We start from the raw sequence: 20,330 nt of genomic DNA on the forward strand, positions 1-20,330 counted from the left end.
TCCTTAACTGTATTAATGTGACTGTGTTAGGTCGTTAGGAATCGTCAGCCAATGTATAAATCGAAACTTCTAGAATCCATGACCCATTAAAAACATTCTAAACTGGAGTTTTTCTTATCACTTCACTAAATGAAGCATTAGCTTGATCTGCCAATGTAATCAAGAAGAAGAACTGGGAGCGATATCCCGAAGCGGGATTTTATGATTTGCTGATCAAAATCAACTGTTCACTTTTTTGATGGCAACATATATGCGCCAGTAAATTAAAAATGAAGTTACTATGTCCACCACAGCACTTTTAATTGCATCGATATGCTCAAGTTGAACTTCATCAAACTGACCTTTAAAAACGTTAAAAATCAGTTCAAAACAGATCATTCCCACAATGGAAAAAATAGTAATTTTGATGGTAATCGGTAAATACAGTGCAATGAAGCGATTTAAAAATGCATGACCTTTTTCTCCACCATTGGCTTTAACAGCAGCATTGATCCAACTGATCAATAAACCTAAATTAATGACAAATCCAGCCAAACTGATTTTAAGTTCCTCAACCCCAGTCTGACTTAAAGCAAAAAAGCTCAATAAAAGCAAAATACCGCTGACGAGATAATAATTTTTAAAATCGGCTTGGGCGATGCTATTTTGTTTTAAATCATCAATCAGTTGATCGGTGCGCCAAAAATACATGATTTATACTCCATTATTATCTGCCGATCCTATACAAAAAAAGCCTCACAAGGAGGCTTTTTTATTCAGTTCACAGGATTAATCACCTGTATAACCTTTTAATTTCAAACGTGCTGCATGCAATAGAGGCTCTGTATAACCCGATGGTTGTTCACCACCTTTAAAGATCAAGTCAGAAGCTGCCTGGAAAGCAATGTTGTTTTCAAAGTCAGTAGACATTGGCGTATAAAGTGGATCATTAGCATTTTGCTCATCCACAATTTTCGCCATACGCTGCATCACTTCTTCAACTTGCGCACGCGTTACGATACCGTGACGTAACCAGTTCGCAACATGTTGAGAAGAAATACGTAAAGTAGCACGGTCTTCCATCAAACCAACGTTGTTGATATCAAGAACTTTAGAACAACCTACACCCAAATCAACCCAACGAACCACATAACCGAGGATACCCTGACAGTTATTTTCAAGTTCTTTGGTTTTTTCTTCCTCAGACCAGTTGGTGTCTTTAGCCAATGGTGGAGTCAACAAATCATCAAGTGATAATGCTTCAGTACCCAATAATTCTTGCTGACGGTTTGCTACATTGATTTGATGGTAGTGAATCGCGTGAATCACCGCACCTGTTGGTGATGGCACCCATGCACAGCTTGCACCCGCTTCTGGATGTTCAGTTTTGGTCTTGTACATGTCGAGCAACATATCTGGTTTTGGCCACATGCCTTTACCAATTTGTGCCTTACCACGTAAACCAGCCTGAAGGCCGATCATCACGTTACGGTTCTCATAAGCTGGGAACCAGATTTGAGATTTCACTTCACCTTTACGAACGAAAGGACCAGCTTCCATGAAGGTGTGAATTTCATCACCAGTACGATCCATGAAACCCGTATTAATGAAGATAGTACGGTCTTTCGCTTGAGCAATACAGTTTTTCAAGTTTACAGATGTACGACGTTCTTCATCCATGATACCGATTTTAAGCGTTTTAGCCGGTAAACCTAATGCTTGCTCAGCACGCTCAAACAATTCAACGGCAAAAGCAACTTCTTCAGGACCATGCATTTTTGGTTTAACGATATACATCGAACCTTTACGCGAGTTCTTGATTTCATTTTCACCCTTGATGTCCGCGAAAGTCAACAATGGTGTAACCAAAGCATCCATGATGCCTTCATAAATTTCTGCACCATCTACAAGGATGGCTGGATTGGTCATCAAGTGTCCAACATTACGAAGTAACATAAGTGAGCGACCGTGAATAGATGTCACGCCACCAATCAGGTTTTTATGAGTGCGATCTTTGTTCAATGCACGAGTAACAGTTTTACCATTTTTCTCGATTGATTCTTCCAAAGTACCGCGCATTAAGCCTAGCCAGTTACGGTAGCCTTCAACTTTTTCTTCTGCATCAACCGCAGCAATCGAATCTTCTAAATCCTGGATGGTCGTTACAGCAGCTTCAAGTACTAAATCTTTAACGCCAGCTGCATCTGTTTGACCAATCGTGCTGCTTGCATCAATTTCAACAATTACATGCAATCCATTATTTTTAAATACGATTTCAGTCGGTGCAGCAGCTTCGCCGTTATAACCAACGAATTGTGCTTGATGCACTAAAGTAGTGGTAGAACCATCTTTTAAAGTCACAACCAGTGCATTGTGCTCTACTGTGTATTTTGTTGCATCTGCATGCGAACCATTCACCAACGGGAAAGTTTCATTTAAGAATTTTTTCGCGAATGCAATGACTTTTTCGCCACGGACTGGGTTATAGCCCTTACCTTTTTCCGCGCCACCTTCTTCAGGGATCACGTCGAAACCGTAAAGTGCATCGTATAAAGAACCCCAACGCGCATTTGCCGCGTTCAAGCAATAACGTGCATTACGTACAGGTACTACAAGTTGTGGACCAGCCAAAAGTGCGATTTCTTCGTCGACATTTTCTGTGCTGATTTTGAAATCTTCTACTTCTGGTAATAAGTAGCCAATTTCTGTAAGGAAAGCTTTGTAAGCTTCTAATTCAAATTTGTTGTTGCGGTGCCATTCATCAATTTTAGCCTGAAGATCATCACGCTTAGCTAAAAGCGCCTTATTCTTAGGACTAAGATCAACAACGACTTGCTCGAAGTTTTTCCAGTATGTTTCGCTGTCTAAACCAGAACCTGGTAATGCTTCATTTTCGATGAAATCGTAAAGTTCTTTAGCAATCGCTAACTTGCCTTTTTGAATACGTGCAGTCATTGTCTTTCCTGATATTGCTACTTTTTATAACAAGAGATTCTAGTATACCGATTTAAATCTAGCTGAATAGTACTATCACAATGCTAAATAGTGATCATTTTTTATAAAATAAATATGCACATTATTAAATAAAATACTGCTCACCAATGCGATGTCATCATCAACTTGAATACCTTTTTACAGTTTATAAAGTTTTTGAAATGTCGAAATTAGACTTAAGTTCAGATTTATAGATAAAACAGCACTTAAACCCGACATTGGTATAGTTATAGAGCAAAGATTAAACAATAACCAGCCTTAAATGTCGATTAAATACACATTTTCTAGCAATAAAAAAAGCGCCATTTCTGGCGCTTGATTTTAATTCGCTTGGGATTCTGTTTTCTGGATTTGTTTATGCTCTGCATTCAGATACTCATCGGACTGCATTTCCAGTAAACGTGAACGCGTGCGTTCAATTTCAAAGGCTAGTTTTTCACCTTGATAGATATCAATAATTGAATCTTCAGAGGTCAACAACAATTTTACCCCACGATCATAAAATTCATCGACCAGATAAATAAAACGACGTGCACCTTCCGACAAATAGTCGGTTAAATGCGGAACATTACTCACCAGCACGGTATTGTAAATATTGGCGATCTCAATAAAATCTGCTGGACTACGCGGCTTAAAGCACAAATCTGAAAATTCACACCATAAAACATCTTCAGTATGCCCAACTGTTTCCACAATACGGTTATTGATAATAATCGGCTCTTGGGAAATTTTTTGAGTTTGGGTCAAAGCAGTAAAACGCTGTGCGATCCAGTTTCTATGATCATGAGTCAATGGTGATTTAAACAATTGCGCTTGTTTGAGCACACGCAGACGATAATCCACGCCTGCATCCACATTCAGCACGACACAGTTCTTTTTCACCATCTCAATCGTTGGGATAAAACGGTCACGGTGAATGCCATTTTTATACAGACCATCTGGGGCAATATTCGATGTTGCAACCAGTGTAATCCCACGTTCAAATAATTTTTGGAACAGTTCGCTTAAAATCATCGCATCTGTAACATTCGATACAAAGAATTCATCAAAACAGATGACCACGGCTTGTTGGTAAATCTGGTCAGCAACCAACTCAAGTGGATTACGCTGTCCCGATAATTTGTTCAATTCACGATGCACATGCTGCATAAAATGATGGAAATGCATACGCATTTTTCGGCGAAAAGGAATCGAATCAAAAAATTGATCCATCAGCCAGGTTTTTCCGCGCCCTACACCGCCCCACATATACACGCCTTTAGGAGATGTTTGACGACGGAAACGACGAAAGGCTTTTTTTGATGCCTTAAAACGCAGCAGCAGTTCTTGCCAAACACGATCCAATTCATGGACAGCTTGCGCCTGTGCATCATCCGGCATGAACTGACCAGAAGAGATCGCTTGCGCATAACGTTCTGCAGGTGACAAAGGAATAAAGGCGGTGCTGTGCTTAGAATTTAAGTCTGACATATGATTGAATACTATTTTAGGCTATTGAAAGTATAGCGAAGTTGGGGATGGAATATATATAACACTTTGGCATTAATAAAAGACTTAGGCTATTTAAAGTACTGGCGTGGACTGTACCCAAACCATCGTTTAAAGGCATGATTAAAAGCCGCCGGCTCTGAATAGCCCAGTAACTCTGCAATCATTTCAATAGAATACTCTTTATATTCTATTAGCCTTAATGCTTTATCTTTAATCAGTTTTTCACGTATTTGTTTATAACTGCTTTGGAGTTGCTGCAATTGATGGCGCAAGGTTCGCTCTGGAATTTGCAAAGCTTGTGCCGTTTCCGCCATCGTTGGCATTACCCCTTGCTGTAACTCTAAATAATTTTGCACGCGTTGCACCAAAGATGGCACTTGCTCATCTATTCTTAAGCGCTCTAATTCAGCAATACATTTACTTTCATAGATCTTAAAACTCATTTTATCTGCAGAAGGAATCTGAACATTCAGTACTGTATTATCAAACCAAAATTCTGCACACTTTGAACCAAACTGTAACTCTGAACCATAGTAATCATGATAGGTTGTTAAAAAATCTTGGTTTTCTGGTTGCGCAAATGGTAATTCAATCCGAATTTGAGGCATGTGCAAGCCCATCATTTTATAAATATCTTGAATAAACTTATAGGTTCCTGAAATTTCACATTGAGCGCGCAACAACCCGAGATCACTGTTTAAATCTTGTGGCTCATAGCATAAAGCAACTTTTCGCTCGGTATATTTCAGGCTTAAAGCCCCAATTAGATGGGTTAAAGACTGATACTGAATGCCTTGTTCCCAAGCTGTACGCACATTTTCACTGCTGACCAACAACATGAGTAAAGGGCCATAACCAGCAAGCGCATAATGTTGCCCAATAAATAATCCTTTTTCAGGCGAAACATCTTGCCCAATAACTTTTAGAATATCCCATTCCAGACTGGGATGAATAGTTGAACTTGGATCCAATGCCTCAGCACGCAGCCCAATACTTTGAAGTTTTTGATCAACTGCAATCCCAGCTTTACGCATGCCTTGAATTAAATACATCAAGCCAAGAATTGATCGTTTCATAGCATTTTCTAATTAAAAGAATATGACCATTTTTTACTATAAAATTTCACTCTTGCAAATTGCCGAATCTATCAATTTTTTTTGTATCATTTAAATGTACCGGAGAAAATGGTCTTGATTTACGAAAGGTCTGACATGATGGTGCAGAAAGTTTTTAGAAATTTGCACCAAACATTTTCCAAATTTATTCCAATGATTAGGACCCAATACCGTTTTGGCGCACAACTCGGTTATCTTTATGATTGAGTCACAAACCCATTACATCTTATAATTGATTCAGCGGGTTAAACACACCCATAGCCATACAATTGTGGTGAAAGTCCAAGTTCAATTCAATGCAGAGATGCAAGACCTTCTTAAGGGAACTGTTTGGCAATTTGGATGTGTGAACTGGTATCAGCAAGATCAGGGCAAAAACTTTACACTTTGGCCTACTTATACATGGAAATATGGGTTAAAAACCAAAAAACTTAATCCCGCAGATGACTGCTTGCTAAATAAAACATCTGGAAGTCGTGCAGCCTAAATACTTAATGATCATAATAAGCAAGTGTCTTTTCACCTGCCGACTTTTTGTATGCAATCGCTCTGGTTGATCATCCAGCTTCTTCTCTGTTTATTCCTTGGATTTGTTCTTGCACGTAAACTTCCTCGCTGGTTAGAAAATCTAGCCTTTAAAGTTTTACCCTATTTTACTTACATACTGCTAATTGCCATCGCGATTGAATTTTCTCAAACACTCCACAGCATAAACAGTCCGCTGCAAATTTTATCCAATGCACTAACACTCTCTATTGCAACATCACTGGGTGCTTTTCTCTGCTGCTATATCCTGTTTAAAAGTATTGGCTACCAACCGACGCAAGGTAAAGTATCCGCAGAGTTATTGGTTAAATCGCTACTTAATATTAGTTATGCTTTTATTGCACTCGCATTAGGATATGGACTTGCTGAAATGTTTAATCATTTTGATTACAGTTTGCATGTGAGCACATGGAATCTACTGCTCATCTTCATGTTCTTGATTGGCTTAGATTTAGCGTATTCCCCACTCGACCGCTCATGGCTGAACTGGAAAATTATGCTGGTACCGATCGGTTGTATTGTCGGTTCATTAGCGGGTGCTTTTTTTAGCGCAGCAATTGTGAAAGATATTAGCCTCAAAGACCTGATTATGCTGTCGCAAGGTTATGGTTTTTATTCCATGACAGGCATTGTGGTGACTGAACTAAAAAATGCCGAGCTTGGCAGCATTGCACTGATGAATGATTTATTTAGAGAAATTATTGCGATTCTTTTGATGTATAGCATTGGTTGGCGTTATCCACGCTCAGCCATTTCATCCGCTGCAGCAACCGCCATGGATGTCACCTTACCTATGGTTAAACAAGCCTGTGGCAATGCATTTATTCCGCATGCCATGGTCAGTGGTTTTATTCTTTCTGTGCTTGCACCGATTGCAGTGAGTGTATTAGCAGCTTTATAAATAATCTGACTCGATTATTCACTTCCATTTAGGGATTATATCCTCCTTTTTCAAAGGAGGATTAGGCTGGATTTAAAAGTATTAAAACAAAAAAGCCGACATTAAGTCGGCTTTTAAATACATCAAATTCAGATTAAATTGTCGCTAAAATATCACGCAAGGTTTGACTTGGGTTTTCTGATTGAGTAATCGGACGACCAATCACCAAATGCGTTGAACCATCAAGCATCGCTTGCTTTGGTGTCACAATCCGTTTTTGATCATCTGCATTAGAACCCGCCGGGCGAATACCTGGAGTAACTAGAGCAAAATCCTGACCTAATGTTTCACGGAGCATTTTGGCTTCTTGAGCAGAACAGACCACACCATCCAGACCACTGTCTTGAGTAAGCTTAGCAAGGCGTTCTACTTGTTCAAATGGTTCAATATCCAAACCGATATCTTTTAAGTCCTCACGACCCATTGAAGTCAACACAGTCACAGCAATCAGTTGAGTGGTATAGTTGCCTGCTTTTAAGCGCTCCACACAGGTTTCCATCATCTTACGACCACCTGATGCGTGTACATTCACCATCCATACACCAAGATCAGCCGCCGCACATACTGCTTGAGCCGTTGTATTTGGAATATCATGGAATTTTAAATCCAGGAAAACCTCAAAGCCTTTGTCATGCAATGCTTTAACTACACTTGGACCTTCATGGGTAAATAACTCTTTACCAACTTTTACTCGACATAATGCAGGATCTAATTGCTCTGCAATGGTTAACGCGTCATATTGGCTTTTAGCATCCAGTGCAACAATGATACTCAAGAGAATTTACCTTCAGTCAGACAAAAAGAAAGCCCATTATAATGGGCTTTTATTTTCGTTGGTAATATCTAATACAGTTTTTTCATGCCTAGTATGGGCTGCAGCTTCAGCAGCCGCCAATTGGGCAGTTTGAATTTGCTCTTTCCGGAGATATTCAATGTCTTTACGCAGTCGTTTAATTTCCCAATTATTTTGAAATACTCGGAAAATTTGCACACCCAGCAATAAACCCAACACCACACCCAAAGCTAAAGTTAGCAATAACAACAAGCCTAAACGCATAGCAGGAACTTGAGTAAATAGCAGATCTACGCTTAACTCAGTACCATTTTGTAAAACCAAAGCCAATGAATAGCCAAACAGCACAACGAGCAAAGCGACCAGTACGTAACGCATAAATACCCCTTTTGGAATTCTTTATTACTGTGCAGATTCGTTTACTGCATCACGTAACGCCTTACCAGGTTTAAAGTGTGGAACTGCTTTTGCAGCCACTTCAACAGACTTTCCTGTTTTAGGATTACGCCCCACACGTGGATCACGGTGATGCAAAGCAAAACTGCCAAAACCACGAATTTCAATACGATTATCAGATGATAAAGCGGCTATCATTTGATCAATCATAATTTTAACAGCTTCTTCAACTAAAGGCTCTGCTAAGTGTGGATTTTTAAGGGAAATTCGCTCTATTAAGTCAGACTTATTAAGTGCTTCCGTAGTCATCTGCGACCTCTTTAATTATCAAGCTACTTTGTAGATGATCCGATAATAACGTGTTTAAATACAAAACGGTAGCGCAATAAGTTAATACTACGCTACCGTTTACAGTATTTCTGTAAAAAGTATTAGTTAATTTACATTAACAATACATTTTAACGCCTACTTAGTTGCCCATTTGAGCTTTGATCAAATCACCAATAGTCTTAGGACCATTTTCTGAAGTAGTTGTTGCTGTTTTCAAGTTAGCAACTGCTTCTTTCTCTTCAGCTTCGTCTTTCGCTTTGATAGACAAGTTGATAGAGCGTGATTTGCGATCTACGTTGATGATTTTAGCTTCAACTTCTTGACCAACTTCAAGGAACTTAGTTGCATCTTCAACGCGATCGCGGTTGATTTCAGAAGCTTTAAGAGACGCTTCAACTTCGTCAGCTAACTTAATAGTTGCGCCTTTAGCATCAACAGCAGTCACAGTACCTTTAACCAAAGCACCGCGTTCGTTAGTCGCCAAGAAATCGTTGAACGGATCGTTGTTCATTTGTTTGATACCAAGGCTGATACGGTTGCCTTCAGCATCTACAGACAAGATAACCGCTTCAACAGTGTCACCTTTCTTGTAACGACGGATAGCTTCTTCGCCTTGTTCGTTCCAAGAAATATCAGACAAGTGAACTAGACCATCGATACCGCCTGGTAAACCGATGAAGATACCGAAGTCAGTGATAGATTTGATAGTACCAGAAACTTTTTCGCCTTTGTCGTGGTCTTTAGCAAACTCTTCCCATGGGTTAGCACGAGTTTGTTTGATACCAAGAGAAATACGACGACGTTCTTCATCAACTTCAAGAACCATAACATCAACTTCGTCACCAATCTGAACAACTTTAGATGGGTGGATGTTTTTGTTAGTGTGATCCATTTCTGAAACGTGTACTAAACCTTCAACGCCTTCAGCAATTTCAGCGAAACAACCGTAATCAGTAAGGTTAGTTACGCGAGCTTTAACGATTGAACCTTTAGGGTAACGGTTCATGATCGCTAACCATGGATCTTCGCCTAATTGTTTAAGGCCTAAAGATACGCGGTTACGTTCACGGTCAAATTTAAGTACTTTAACAGTAACTTCTTGACCAACTTCAACAACTTCTGAAGGGTGCTTGATACGTTTCCAAGCCATGTCAGTTATGTGAAGAAGACCATCGATACCGCCAAGGTCAACGAATGCGCCGTAGTCAGTAAGGTTCTTGATTGTACCTGTAACTGTTTGACCTTCTTCAAGCTGAGCAAGAAGAGCTTCACGGTCAGCTGAAGATTCAGCTTCCATAACAGCACGACGTGAAACAACAACGTTGTTACGTTTAGCGTCAAGTTTGATTACTTTGAATTCTAACTCTTTGCCTTCTAAGTGAGTAGTATCACGAATAGGACGAGTATCAACTAAAGAACCTGGAAGGAACGCACGAACTGGACCGATGTCAACAGTGAAACCGCCTTTAACCTTACCAGAGATAACACCAGTAACGATTTCGCCGTCTTCAAAGATTTTTTCAAGTTTAGTCCAAGTTTCAGCGCGTTTTGCTTTTTCGCGTGAAAGAACTGTTTGACCCATACCGTTGTCAAGAGCTTCAACAACAACATCAACAGTATCACCAACTTGAACTTCAAGTTCACGTTGGTCGTTTAAGAATTCAGCGCGGTCAACAATACCTTCTGATTTAAGGCCAGTGTCAACTGTTACCCAGTCAGAGTCGATGCTTACGACAACGCCTTGGATGACAGCACCCTTTTCAACGTTGAGGTTTAATTCGCTTTCTTCAAAGAGGGCTGCAAAAGATTCGGTCATGATATACCTGATAAAGTTCAGCGGTCTTGGATCAGACAAGGCCGGTTTAATAAAGCTTCCACATAGTCCGTAATAAACTGATCTAGCTATGCTTTGGCTGAAAATTCGTTAATTTGCTAATTGCTTTTCGACAAAGTTGGTCATCAACTTGAATACTTCATCGATGCCCAATTCTGAACTATCAATGATATATGCATCTGCTGCCGGCTTGAGTGGAGCTACTGTGCGCTCCATGTCTCGTTTGTCTCGAGCTTGTATATTAGCTAAAATGTCGTTTATTTTAACATCTAGCCCCATACCCTGCAACTGCTTTACACGTCGCGCCGCTCGGGATTCAGCCGAAGCAGTCAGGTAAATCTTGGCTTGAGCCTGAGGAAAAATAGAAGTGGCCATATCACGACCATCCGCAACCAAACCTGGTTCTTGCGCAAAAGCACGTTGACGCTCTAATAGTGCAGTTCTAAGTTCAGGAATTGCAGCAACTTTTGAAGCAAATTCACCCACACGTTCAGTACGAATGGTTTGAGTCACATCTTCACCATCAAGTTGAACCTGAGTTCCAGTTTCAGTTGTAACAAATTTTATGTCTAAATTTGTTGCAATTTTAATGCATTGATCAAGTTCTGAAGCCAGGCAATCCAGCAAGTCTTGTTGATGTAATGACAGCCCCAGCAAGCGATATAAAGCACCAGAATCCAGCAAATGAAATTGATAGTGCGCTGCCAGTTTAGCCGCAAGTGTACCCTTTCCAGAACCACTTGGACCATCGATAGTAATAATTTGAACTGTCATTAATTTTCCACTTTACGCTATACAGTTTTAGCTAATTTTGAAAAACCTAGTTTAATCGCAGATTTAAGCTGTGCAAGAATTAATTTACTTACAAATGGTGCCCGTGCCTGCAATTCAATGGTGTAAGTCACTAAAGTTGTGTCAGCATCTTTTGCTTCAAACTCAATAACCCCTAAATGATGTTTCACCAAAGGATTTTTAATAATTTGGTATTCAATGCGTTCATTAAGCTCCAGCAAGGTAATTTGTTCTTGCAGCGGCTTGACTGGACCAAACCCCATACGACGCACTGAACCCACTCCATCTGGACGTTCAGGCTCTACAGAGTCTTTAATTCGTTCTACCTGAATCGGTGCGAAGGCAACATTATAAGTTGAGTGTTTTGATAACAAATCAAAAACCTTCTCGAGGGGTGCATTAAATTCTTTTTTTACCTGAATGGAATTCATGATTTATCCTACATTTTAATTGACAATACTTATTGTCATTCTATTTTACATAGTTTGAATTATGATTCTGATCATTTAAGGATTTTTCTTGTAATCTCTGCAGTCGTTTTTGCTCACGACGCATCTTAAAAAAATCACTGAGTTGTTTGGAACATTGTTCATTCAAACATCCAGCCTCAACATCAAACTGATGATTATAATACCCTGTTTCAAATAACTTTCTCGCGCTGATCAAGGACCCTGCCTTGGGCTCGGTTGCCCCAAAAACCACTTTGGAGATTCGTGCATGAATCAAAGCCCCGACACACATGGTGCAAGGCTCTAAAGTCACATAAAGAACTGAATCTTCCGGAAGTCGGTAATTATTAAGATTTGTACAGGCTTGACGCAGTGCTTGAACTTCTGCATGTGCAGTCGGATCATTCAAAGAAATTGGCGCATTATACCCTGCGCCAATAATTTGATTTTGACTGACAATAATTGCACCGACAGGAATTTCCTGTTTCGATGCTGCAATCGCAGCTTGCTCATAAGCAAACTGCATCCAGTATTCATCTGTCAATTGTGTTGCATCAGTCATTCTTAACCGATCACACCATAGTGTTTCAACAGATTATTCCAGCTTTCAATTGTGGTGACCGGAGGATTCTCAGAGAGAATCCCTTTTAAGCTCATAGCTGTACCCTTTTTCCACTCAGGAGAGAGGTCTTTGTCGACCAGACGCGCTCGCACACCTTCAACAAAGTCATGATGGCGGATTTTCCAGTCTGAAATTTGAATTTCCAGTTCAAAAATCTCATTCCAGGAATGTATCTGCTTACCCCACTGCCACAATAACCAGGTTAAAGCAGCGGTTGTAGGTGAACCTTTTTGCAAATTTTCACTTGCCTGACGTAACCAGTCACTACGTGCATCACTTAAACCAATAATCGATTCATAGTCATGCTCAAAGTTCACACCACGGCAAACACTGTGAATTACATCTAACGAGTTTTGCAACGGACCTGGACCCACTGGACGGTGCATACCATTTAGAGTGTCATCAATGGCACGAAAATCGCCGGCTGGGTAATGTCCCCAATCAATATTGATGACTTTTTCCAACACATTATCACGCTGCGCATCACAAATATGCGTCGCCCAGCCAATACCATAGGCACCGGCTGCAGTCATGATCGAACCGGTTAAGCCCGTAAATAAGCCTATAGCACCACGATCCGCCAAGAAACGGGTCGCGCCGACATCCGGATATAAACCGATATTAATTTCAGGCATCGCCAAACGTGAATAAGGCGTGACTAAACGGAATGGTGCAGCCATGAATAGCCCTAGACCACCACCCATTACATAACCTTCACCCCAAATCAGCACGGGCTTAGCATAGTTATGCAACAGTAAATCTAAAGCATATTCTTGTTCAAAGAATTTATTTGCTGTTTCTACTTCATTATTAATGACCAATTGACGAAGTTTACGAACATCACCACCTGCACAGAATGCTTTGGGTGTAGTTGAATCCAACCAAATGGCTTTAACAGCATCATCATGCTGAAAATCTTGGAACACTTCTAAAAGTGCAGTAACGATGGATTCATCCAGAGCATGCAGAGATTTCGGACGGTTCAGACGAACAATGCGCCAGCCGTTTTTTGCTTCTTCTACAATAAGATCGGGATGATAATTTTTTAATTCAGGAGATTGTGTCATGCGTCCAGCTGCCAATTTATCGGCTCAATGCCATTTTGTTTCAGATAATTATTTGCTTTTGAAAATACTTTACAGCCAAAAAAACCACCACGGTTTGCTGCCAATGGCGAAGGATGTGCAGCTTTTAAAATCAGGTGTTTATTCGGATCAATCCGTTGACCTTTACGTTGCGCATAGGCGCCCCATAGGATAAAAACAATATGCTCACACTGCTCATTTAACACATCAATAATATGATCGGTAAAATCCTCCCAACCCTGTTTTTGATGCGAAGTGGGCTGACCCGCTTCAACAGTTAAAACTGCATTCAGCAATAACACACCTTGTTCAGCCCAACGGGTTAAATCACCGTGTTTCGGAATAGGAATACCCAGATCGGCATTCAACTCATGGAAGATATTACGTAAAGATGGCGGTAATGCAAGTCCCTTTTGCACTGAAAAACTTAATCCATGTGCTTGGTTGGGGCCATGATAAGGATCTTGCCCCAAAATAACGACTTTTACCTGATTTAATGGGGTTTTATTTAACGCATTAAAAATCAGTGAACTTGGGGGATAGATCACTTTATCTGCTTGTTTTTCAGCAATCAGAAACTGCCTTAAGTCATCCATTCTTGGGCTGAGCAAAAAATCGCTCAAGACACCTTTCCAACTCGCATCTAACTGAATTTTATCTAGTTGAGCTTGCTGTTGTTCCGTTAAAGACATAACTGCTTCCTAATCCTTTTTGAAAACCTACCACGTGATTCAATGATCTTTAGATGTGTACCTGTAGATCAACACTCGGGTTTTGGAATTTAATTCCTTGTTGTAATTTTTCATACATAGCGAGGTCAGTCCATTCAGCTTGAACTTGTTCAGAGAACACAATTTGTTCAAGACTTAGTACACCCATTTGCTCATTTTCGATATCTTCGATAAAGCTTTGTGCATAACCGGTATCTGTTTCATGCACAATCACCGAGTAAACCTCTACATCACCTTCCCCATTTTGGGTTTCGGTTGAGGCAAGTACTTGTTGTGCTAAGTAAAAGAAAATACGTGAAAATTGTTCCGCTGAAGGAGAAACCGGTAAAGATACCCAACGTGCACTAAATTTTTTGCAGGCTTCAATATATTCAGCATCATCATGCTGCCAAAAACAAATGGCATGATCAAAACTGTCAAAAATGTCCTTGATTACGCCCTTCAACAATCCAAAGTCATACACCATTTGACCATGATCTAGCTTCGAAGCTTTAAGCAATAATTCAACTTTATAACTATGGCCATGAATCGAACGCTTACAGCGATCCGATGTGCAATTCCGCACAATATGGGCATTTTCAAACTTAAATAACTTACGAATTAACATGTGCCGTGATGCAATCAAAAATATGTGAATTGAATCTGATTATAAAGCAAAAGTGAAAGTCTGGGCATTAATTTTACTGTTCAAAGCAATTGGTAAAACATATGCAAGTTAAACAAGATAGTGAGATGGATTATATTTCAGCTTATTGGTTTATATGATTAAAATGGCGCCATACTGCGATATGCCACATACACCATATTATCTTTACGCACCAAATCACTACTAAACTGACGTTTACGCTCACTTAACAACACTTCAATCTTGGCTTTGAAATAATTAGATTGCACACCCAGCAAATCATTCACTTCATTACGGACATCCGTATTGACTTGAGTAAAAGGCTCAATAGTCCAAAGATCATTAATATTTGAAAAATACTCTAACTTTGCCTGACGTTGCTGCAACGCTTGTTGAACTGCATTGATATCCAACTGGGGATCAAGACTTGCAAGCAGCATTGCTGGCGCTGTATTGATATTAACTTTGCTGTCTGATGTAGGCGCAGCACTGACATAATCTGCAATTTGCAGATATTTTTGACCTTCAAAGCCACGTACTAATTTAAGTTCATCAACGCTATGAAATTTACTGTTTGGCGCTAAATAACCTTGTGGCAAGCCTTGATAGTAGCTAGCCTCTGCTCCCATCGCACCAATGGTTTCATCATCAGCATCTTGCCAATCAATCACCGCCTCGCTCAACTTTTCAGGCAAACCGACACGTACTAAAAGTTTTTCAAACCAGACTTTTGCTTGAGGATTTGGCGTGCCGTCATTATTAACTAAACTATTTAAATTAAATTTACCGGATTCATCCTGCAACGTTCCCGATACAAAGCCATCTTCTACCGGAAATGCCGGCATCGGTTTCGCCCAATTTTCTTGCAGATGATCGACATCACCTGCATTTTCAGCATCATCCACCAAAAGCTCTGAAAAAAAGGCTTCTGCGCTTTTTGCATATAGCAAGGATTGATTTTGACGCATCAGATATGCGGTATTTTCAGCAGTATTGGCCTGACGTTTGGCAATCGTCGCAGCAAGAATCGTTGCTAATGCGACCATCACCAAGATCGTAATTAAGGCAATACCCTGTTGCTGCTTCATGCTCAATCTCTTTAGAATTGTTTATGGTAGATTATTTGAATTGTTATTTTGATTATTGTTCTGCTGTTTTAAGTAGTCCGTGTTTAATAGACTAAAAATCCATTCATAAGCAACATCTTTCACGGTTAATTTAATTTTAATCCCTTTGGGCAAGATTTGTTTTTGCGTGGCATCATTTAAATCTACTTGCCCATCCGGCCACGAAGTTGACTCACTCGGATTCAGCACCACAACTTCAAACTGATCAACATCATTTAACAACACACTGGATTCGGGTTGATCACGTCCGCTGCTGTTTAAATTACGATATTTCAAACGATAGAGTTTTTTTTCATCTGCACGATATTGGTATTCAACACGTTCATCCGGGGAAATACCCTGCTGCAAAGGATCCGTTACGCCAGTTTTACTAAAATTAAAGCGACCATTTTGTAGAACCAAAGCAGGCTGAATATCGTTATTGATATTCGCATTGAGTGGCACAGCCTGAACGGTATCACGCAAAATTTGTTGATAGGCTTCTTGTAATTGCCCCAAATTCACTTCATGTTCAGTATTACGCTCTTTGACTTTGATCAGATAATCAAAAACTTTCCAGCCCAATGCCGAAAGTACCGCAAATATGGCAATCGCCACCAATAATTCAACTAAGGTAAATCCTGAGCGATGCTGTGAATGTAGAGTTTGATTTTGTTTATTTTTCATTTGCATCAAACTTTGGCCTTATAGTTAAAGAAAACCAAATTCGTAATGCCCGACTCAACCTTACCTGATTCAGCATTAAACAAACTAACCTGCACTTCAATACGCTGTACATTTGGACTAATCGTCGATTGTGCAGATTTATCAATTTGCCAAGTTTCACCTTGCTGGCTAATCTGTTTCGATTGAGTACCTTGCAACCACTCTTGGTTAATTTCCATCACCGCAACTTCGTTTAAAGCCACAAATTGTGCTTTGGTACGTAAAATTGCATTCGATGTCGCTTGGGTATATTGCATCGCCACTTTGGTGAAAGCGATTGCAGCCGTGGCAAAAATTGCTAAAGCAACCATCACTTCTAGTAGGGTAAAACCTGAGCAGCGATGAGTGAAACGCTGTTTCACCGCTGCGCAAGACCAAGACCTATGCTTGGAGGATCTAGCTTTCATTGATTTTACCCAAATGATCAATCTCGATTTCTTCCCCAATCGGACGTTGCTCGAAATAAAATTGAATCCGCACAGGTTTCGCTTCGCCATTGCCTAACCACAGTAATTTCGGTGCATTTGCACTCAGCAAATCACCATTATTGGCATTTTCATATGCATAATCGAGTGATTGCACATTGAAGGAAACATGCTCGGGTAAAGCGCGCTTGGTAAATTCTGAATAGTCTTGCCATTTTTTATTTTCATTAAGTACTGAATTTTGTGTAGCTTGCAGGGATGGAACCAAATATTCAACAACACCATAACGAAATGGCGATACATCTGTGGCAGTTTGAACATCAAGGGCAAAAATGCGTGCCTGATCATTCGCTTCACGATTCATCCTGCGTAAATCCATAATAAACACTTCACGTGCCTGCATGGCTTTACGCTGATCAACACCATTGATATTGGTTAAAATTAAAGAGGCCATGATCGCCATAATCACAATCACCACCATCAATTCTATAAGAGTAAAACCACGAATTGATGATGATGCTGTGTGCTTCATGGCATACCTTTAGGCAAATTGTTCCGTAGAACGGGTTTGTTTCGGCATCGCCAAGGCTTGGTCAATATAAGCCACACGCAATGTATCTCGTGAACCTAAATAACGCTGATAAAAACTGGAATTCAGGATTGCCGCTGCACCGTGGGTTAGCGCCCAGATTGAAGCCAAATAATCCCGTACCGACATGCTACTTTGAATGCTTTCTAAATAGCTTTCAGTCATACGAAAAATAATCCGTAAGCGCTGTTTTCTCACCTGATACAGTTCACTAAACAGATGATGAATGCCTACACCCGTGGTTGAAAGACGTTCTTCAATTTGATGAAATAGCACGGTACGTTCCGGATGATGTAAATGATGCAACATAAAGAAAGCCAAATGTTCTGGAAAGGCTTTCTCTGCATCCTTAATCATCTCCAGCAACATCTTCTCATTACGAATAATGAGAAGCATGTAGAGTTCATCTTTACTTTGGAAATGTTTATATAGAGTCCCTTTCGCTAGATCGAGTTCTGCGGCCAACGCATCAAGCGTCATCCCTGATTCGCCATTTTCTAATAACAGTTGCTCTGCAACCTGAAAAATTAACGCTTCTCTTGCTCGAAACTGAGCCTGACGATCCATCTTCACCCTGTAACTCTCTTATGCGCTTGTATCAATTCGAATTATTTACTTTAAATTGAGGAGGTTTTCAAAGTTTTGCATGGTAATGAAAGCGATTTCCTCAACGGACTTATCATATACATCACTTAAGGCTTTGGCTACATAAGGAACGTATTTTGGTTCATTAGACTTTCCTCTATAGGGCATCGGTGCCAGATAAGGACTATCCGTCTCAATCAGTACGCGATCAAGTGGAACCTGCTTCGCCACATCACGCAAGTCTTGCGCATTTTTAAAAGACACAATTCCGGAAAATGAAACGTAATAACCACAATCCAGCACTGCCTTGGCGGTTTCCCAGTCTTCAGTAAAGCAATGCAAAATACCATGGGTCGACTTTTCAGCACGAATGATATCCACTGTATCGTGCTTGGCTGAGCGGGTATGCACCACTACAGGTTTTTTCACCGCCTGCGAGGCATGAATATGACGGGCAAAACATTGTTTTTGTTCAGTAATAAAATCAGTGCTATGAAAATAATCCAAGCCTGTTTCACCAATCGCCCAAACCTGTTCAGGCTGCGCCAGTTCAATTAAATAATCCGTGGTTGCGCGCGCCATGGTCGCAGAATCTTCACAGGGATGAACCCCAACACTGTATCCAACATCCACATGACGTGCTGCAATTTTAGCCAGCTCGATATGGTCATCCAGATCAACCGAGATACTCATGAATTTGGATACACCCGCTTCACGCGCCTGTGCTAATGCTAAATCTAAGTTGCCATCATAAGGCGTTAAATCCAGCATGGTTAAATGGCAGTGAGTATCTACAAACACGGTGAGATCCTAAATCGGTTAAACAGTTACATAGTGTAACTAGTTCGCCCCTCAGACTTAATACCTACAAGCAACTTTTCGGCTTCTGATTTGTAATAAACGCCTTTTTCCCCCGTCAACTGCATACCAAAGCCTTGTAATTTGATGCCATTTTGTTTTTGAGAAATCCAGACCACTTTACCGGTCAAAGGAATTTTTTGTGATTGATCAGGCAAAGTGGCCAATACAAAGACCTCTTCACCAATTTTTACCGGTTGCTTGGTCGGAACAAATAATCCACCGCCGACAACATAAGGCATGTAGCTGGCATACAAAGTGTCTTTATCCGGGATATTCGCCTGAATAATACCGCCCATACGTGGTTGCATCATCTTCCCCTTTTAAATATTCAAATGTTCATAAGTTTTATACACAATTGATCAAGCACCAAATTACTTTGTACATTCTGCTCGATAAACTGTTTAGATTGTTGCAAGTCGGAATAAATCGTAAATAAAAATTCCAATGAATATTGTTTTGATAATTCACTTAAATCCAAATCCGGATTTTTAACTTGCTGATTGAGCTTGACACAAATTAAATCGGACAACAAGTATTCAAACATGTGCGAAAAGTCACTAAAACCTAAGGCTTTGTTCCACTTGGTCGCAATTGCCATCGGCATATTTTTTTGAGTGACTAATTTCAGCCAATCCCCCAAAAATTCTTGGCGTTTATTTAGCCATTCAGCTTGTGCCAATTGCATGGCTTGTAAAGGCATTTGATTGGACAAGTTCAGCAACAATTGTTTTTGTGTTTGATCTAAATCAGGTAAATGTTGAGATAAATATTCACCTGCTTGAGCTTCAGAGATCCGATCCAAAGCAAAATGTTGCAAACGACTGCGAATCGTCGCAGGAAGTTTTAGATAATGATCAGCCAATAAAATAATAACAACACGATCACCGGGTTCTTCAAGTGTTTTGAGTAACGCATTCGCAGAAGCAATATTTAACGCTTCTGCCGGCTCAATCACAATCACCCGCCAACCATCTACCGTTTGTTGCACAAAGGGTAATAAATCACGAATTTTTTCGATTTTAATTTTAGCGTTTTGCTTTTTATTTTCTTCATCTGTGCTGATATGCACATAGTTCGGATGCGTATCCGATTTCAACCATAAACAACTGCCACATTCCCCACAAGGTGCATTATTGGCATGACGATTGACACATAAGACCCAAGCCAAAAAATATTGCGCAAAGGCTTCTTTGCCACAGCCTTTTTTGCCATAAAAAAGCAAGCCATGCCCAAGTTTGGGGAAACGCCCTGTTAGCGTATCCCAAACGGTTTGTTGCCATGGATAAACGTGTGCGACCACATCATTTTGCATTGAA

General features: G+C 40.2%; 23 protein-coding genes and 1 pseudogene. 2 read left to right on the plus strand and 22 right to left on the minus strand.

What is annotated here, in order from left to right; translation table 11 throughout:
* Window positions 1-219: 219 nt before the first annotated feature.
* From E0409_RS04090 to E0409_RS04105, 4 genes are all read right to left on the minus strand, one after another.
* Window positions 220-690 (minus strand): hypothetical protein, encoded by a 471-nt coding sequence (locus tag E0409_RS04090; protein ID WP_131287963.1) that lies wholly within the window; start codon window positions 688-690, stop codon window positions 220-222.
* A 78-nt stretch (window positions 691-768) separates the two neighbouring features.
* Window positions 769-2,934, minus strand: a complete 2,166-nt coding sequence (locus E0409_RS04095) for a malate synthase G (protein WP_131287966.1) — start codon at window positions 2,932-2,934, stop codon at window positions 769-771.
* Window positions 2,935-3,294: 360 nt separating this feature from the next.
* Complete coding sequence (gene zapE, locus E0409_RS04100; RefSeq protein WP_131287969.1) at window positions 3,295-4,443, minus strand: cell division protein ZapE; 1,149 nt, start codon at window positions 4,441-4,443, stop codon at window positions 3,295-3,297.
* Between the two features lie 89 nt (window positions 4,444-4,532).
* The gene (locus tag E0409_RS04105; RefSeq protein WP_131287972.1) at window positions 4,533-5,540 is read right to left on the minus strand and encodes an AraC family transcriptional regulator; all 1,008 of its coding nucleotides are present in this window, start codon (window positions 5,538-5,540) and stop codon (window positions 4,533-4,535) included.
* Window positions 5,541-5,614: 74 nt separating this feature from the next.
* Here E0409_RS04105 and E0409_RS16665 point away from each other — a divergent pair.
* Both E0409_RS16665 and E0409_RS04115 read left to right on the plus strand, forming a co-directional pair.
* Window positions 5,615-6,066: pseudogene (locus E0409_RS16665) on the plus strand (flavin-containing monooxygenase); the annotation flags it as partial.
* A 51-nt stretch (window positions 6,067-6,117) separates the two neighbouring features.
* A complete protein-coding gene (locus E0409_RS04115) occupies window positions 6,118-7,026 on the plus strand; it encodes a LysO family transporter (RefSeq protein WP_131287975.1) in 909 nt (302 codons plus the stop codon).
* Between the two features lie 133 nt (window positions 7,027-7,159).
* On the opposite strand, the gene pyrF is transcribed toward E0409_RS04115, so the two are convergent.
* The 18 genes from pyrF to E0409_RS04205 form a co-directional block, all read right to left on the minus strand.
* Window positions 7,160-7,840 carry an orotidine-5'-phosphate decarboxylase gene (gene pyrF / locus E0409_RS04120; RefSeq protein WP_131287978.1) on the minus strand — a complete coding sequence of 227 codons (681 nt, stop codon included), beginning with the start codon at window positions 7,838-7,840 and terminating at the stop codon, window positions 7,160-7,162.
* Window positions 7,841-7,876: 36 nt separating this feature from the next.
* Window positions 7,877-8,236, minus strand: a complete 360-nt coding sequence (locus tag E0409_RS04125; RefSeq protein ID WP_131287981.1) for a lipopolysaccharide assembly protein LapA domain-containing protein — start codon at window positions 8,234-8,236, stop codon at window positions 7,877-7,879.
* A gap of 24 nt (window positions 8,237-8,260) precedes the next feature.
* Window positions 8,261-8,563 (minus strand): integration host factor subunit beta, encoded by a 303-nt coding sequence (locus E0409_RS04130; protein WP_067726064.1) that lies wholly within the window; start codon window positions 8,561-8,563, stop codon window positions 8,261-8,263.
* A 160-nt stretch (window positions 8,564-8,723) separates the two neighbouring features.
* Window positions 8,724-10,400, minus strand: coding sequence for a 30S ribosomal protein S1 (gene rpsA / locus E0409_RS04135; protein WP_131287985.1), 1,677 nt, complete (start codon window positions 10,398-10,400; stop codon window positions 8,724-8,726).
* Between the two features lie 108 nt (window positions 10,401-10,508).
* Window positions 10,509-11,192 carry a (d)CMP kinase gene (gene cmk, locus E0409_RS04140; RefSeq protein ID WP_131287988.1) on the minus strand — a complete coding sequence of 228 codons (684 nt, stop codon included), beginning with the start codon at window positions 11,190-11,192 and terminating at the stop codon, window positions 10,509-10,511.
* 17 nt (window positions 11,193-11,209) lie between these two features.
* The gene (locus E0409_RS04145) at window positions 11,210-11,641 is read right to left on the minus strand and encodes an SRPBCC family protein (protein WP_131287992.1); all 432 of its coding nucleotides are present in this window, start codon (window positions 11,639-11,641) and stop codon (window positions 11,210-11,212) included.
* Window positions 11,642-11,681: 40 nt separating this feature from the next.
* On the minus strand, window positions 11,682-12,221 hold the full coding sequence (gene tadA / locus E0409_RS04150; RefSeq protein ID WP_131287995.1) for a tRNA adenosine(34) deaminase TadA: 540 nt from the start codon (window positions 12,219-12,221) through the stop codon (window positions 11,682-11,684).
* A gap of 2 nt (window positions 12,222-12,223) precedes the next feature.
* Entirely contained in the window at window positions 12,224-13,348 is a 1,125-nt protein-coding gene (locus tag E0409_RS04155) for an enoyl-CoA hydratase/isomerase family protein (protein WP_131287998.1), read from the minus strand.
* Window positions 13,345-14,058, minus strand: a complete 714-nt coding sequence (gene ung, locus E0409_RS04160) for a uracil-DNA glycosylase (RefSeq protein ID WP_131288001.1) — start codon at window positions 14,056-14,058, stop codon at window positions 13,345-13,347. The genes E0409_RS04155 and ung overlap by 4 nt, the downstream gene beginning before the upstream one ends.
* A gap of 49 nt (window positions 14,059-14,107) precedes the next feature.
* Window positions 14,108-14,704 carry a 6-pyruvoyl trahydropterin synthase family protein gene (locus E0409_RS04165; RefSeq protein WP_131288005.1) on the minus strand — a complete coding sequence of 199 codons (597 nt, stop codon included), beginning with the start codon at window positions 14,702-14,704 and terminating at the stop codon, window positions 14,108-14,110.
* A 158-nt stretch (window positions 14,705-14,862) separates the two neighbouring features.
* Window positions 14,863-15,810, minus strand: coding sequence for a type II secretion system minor pseudopilin GspK (gene gspK, locus E0409_RS04170; protein ID WP_131288008.1), 948 nt, complete (start codon window positions 15,808-15,810; stop codon window positions 14,863-14,865).
* A 21-nt stretch (window positions 15,811-15,831) separates the two neighbouring features.
* Window positions 15,832-16,521 (minus strand): type II secretion system minor pseudopilin GspJ, encoded by a 690-nt coding sequence (gene gspJ, locus E0409_RS04175; RefSeq protein ID WP_131288011.1) that lies wholly within the window; start codon window positions 16,519-16,521, stop codon window positions 15,832-15,834.
* Complete coding sequence (gene gspI, locus E0409_RS04180) at window positions 16,521-16,961, minus strand: type II secretion system minor pseudopilin GspI (RefSeq protein WP_131288014.1); 441 nt, start codon at window positions 16,959-16,961, stop codon at window positions 16,521-16,523. Before gspI ends, gspJ begins: the two co-directional genes overlap by 1 nt.
* Entirely contained in the window at window positions 16,951-17,511 is a 561-nt protein-coding gene (locus tag E0409_RS04185) for a type II secretion system protein (RefSeq protein ID WP_131288017.1), read from the minus strand. The genes gspI and E0409_RS04185 overlap by 11 nt, the downstream gene beginning before the upstream one ends.
* 9 nt (window positions 17,512-17,520) lie before the next feature.
* Window positions 17,521-18,135 (minus strand): TetR/AcrR family transcriptional regulator, encoded by a 615-nt coding sequence (locus E0409_RS04190; RefSeq protein WP_086192787.1) that lies wholly within the window; start codon window positions 18,133-18,135, stop codon window positions 17,521-17,523.
* 45 nt (window positions 18,136-18,180) lie between these two features.
* Complete coding sequence (locus E0409_RS04195) at window positions 18,181-18,954, minus strand: TatD family hydrolase (protein WP_131288020.1); 774 nt, start codon at window positions 18,952-18,954, stop codon at window positions 18,181-18,183.
* 26 nt (window positions 18,955-18,980) lie between these two features.
* Window positions 18,981-19,322 (minus strand): PilZ domain-containing protein, encoded by a 342-nt coding sequence (locus E0409_RS04200; RefSeq protein ID WP_131288249.1) that lies wholly within the window; start codon window positions 19,320-19,322, stop codon window positions 18,981-18,983.
* A gap of 20 nt (window positions 19,323-19,342) precedes the next feature.
* Window positions 19,343-20,326, minus strand: a complete 984-nt coding sequence (locus tag E0409_RS04205; protein ID WP_131288023.1) for a DNA polymerase III delta subunit-related protein — start codon at window positions 20,324-20,326, stop codon at window positions 19,343-19,345.
* Window positions 20,327-20,330 lie beyond the last annotated feature (4 nt).

It is taken from the genome of Acinetobacter sp. ANC 4862 (genome assembly GCF_004336635.1).
GTDB lineage: Bacteria > Pseudomonadota > Gammaproteobacteria > Pseudomonadales > Moraxellaceae > Acinetobacter.